General features: G+C 75.0%; 2 protein-coding genes. One reads left to right on the top strand and one right to left on the bottom strand.

The window, feature by feature from the left end:
- A partial coding sequence (locus tag HW445_RS30665; protein ID WP_306673388.1) for a DUF6817 domain-containing protein occupies positions 1-514 on the bottom strand: 514 nt, incomplete at its 3' end.
- Between the two features lie 263 nt (positions 515-777).
- On the opposite strand from HW445_RS30665, the gene HW445_RS30670 reads away from it, so the two are divergent.
- A partial coding sequence (locus HW445_RS30670) for a LysR family transcriptional regulator (RefSeq protein ID WP_180224057.1) occupies positions 778-1492 on the top strand: 715 nt, incomplete at its 3' end.

Genomic DNA, 1492 nt, shown 5'->3' on the forward strand with positions numbered 1-1492 from the left:
GGCGGCCGGTGAGGAGGGCGTCCGCGGTGTGCCAGGCGGCGGGCGAGAGCAGCGGGCGCAACCGGAGCAGCAGGGCCATCAGGTGAGGGCCCTGGCGGGCGCGGAAGGCCGGGTCGACGCGGGCGATGTCCAGCTCGTTGGCGGCGGTCAGCTCGGCCAGGTCCCGGCGCTGCTGGAGGGAGAGCGAGCGGGTCCGGCCGGTGAAGCGCTCGACGTAGCGGCCCGACGGATGGGTGAGCGTCGGGTAGGTCGCCATCCGGTCGCAGACCCCGTAGAGGTGGACCAGCGCCTCCGCCTCCGCGCCGATCACCAGGGCGAGCTCCGCGCGGCGGGCCAGACCCAGTACCGCCGGGGTGAACGCCTCGGTGCCGTAGGCGGCGTGGCAGAGCCCCGCCAGCTGCAGCGCGGGCCGGGCGTCCCAGAGCACGAGGAGCGCGCGGACGCGTACCAGGTGCTGGAGGAGCGTGCCGCCCGGATGGGCGATGGCGTCCGCGCCGAGGCGGCGTAAGAGCACGACGGCACGGTCGGCCGCCGGTGGGGGAGCGGGCACGGCTGCGCCTCCTTCGAAGCGGGGCCTTTCGGCGGGGATCGGGTCGGCACCCGCGCGCGTGGGGCTGCCCGCCGGCCGTCGTGAACCGGTCAGGTGCCGTGGTGACGCGGGTTGCCGCCCGGGGCTGCCCTTCACCACGATCGTCGGGCCTGGGGGCGAGGCAGGTCAATCCTTGGGTTTGCTTCCCAACCCTCAGTGTCCGCTTGGGTGTTGCTAGCGTGTGCCGCGTGACTCTCGACGACCTCAGGGTGTTCGTGGCGGTGTGCCGGGCCGGCTCGCTCAGCGCGGTGGCCCGTGAGCTGGGCTGCACGCAGTCCGCGGTGAGCCAGCACGTGAAGCGGCTGGAGCGGGAGACCCGCGTCAGCCTGCTGGAACGCCAGCCGCGCGGCGTGGTCCCGACGGCGGCCGGGCGCATCCTGTGGGACGCCGCCTCCGACGGCCTCGCGGGGCTGGACCTCGCGCTGCGGCGGCTCGGCGACCTGGTGGACGGCGAGAGCGGCGCCGTGCGGGTGACCACCGGCGGCACCACCGTGCGGCACTTCATGGCCGACGCCATCGTCGATTTCCGCCGCCGGCACCCCCGGGTGAGCCTGGAGTTCCAGACCGAGACGTCCAGCCGCCGCTGCTTCGACGCGCTGCTCTCCAGCAACCTCGACCTGGCGTGGATCACCATCGGCGAACCGGTGCGGGGCATCGAGCAGCGCCCGGCGGTCGAGCTGCCCTGGGTGCTGGCGGTGCGGGAGGACGACCCGCTGGCGGGGCGGGAGAGCGTGACCGTCGCCGACCTCGCCGACCTCCGCCTGGTGCGGCTCCCGTCCAACTCCACCTCCGGCGAACAGCTCGACGTGGCGCTGACCGGGTCGGGCCTGCGGGCCGGGTCCGGCACCAGCGTGGCCGACTGGGACACCGCGCTGCTGCTCGCCGAACTCGGTCTGGGGCACG

Origin of the sequence: Streptomyces sp. UH6 (assembly GCF_013421635.1) — a bacterium.
Taxonomy (GTDB): domain Bacteria; phylum Actinomycetota; class Actinomycetes; order Streptomycetales; family Streptomycetaceae; genus Streptomyces; species Streptomyces abyssomicinicus.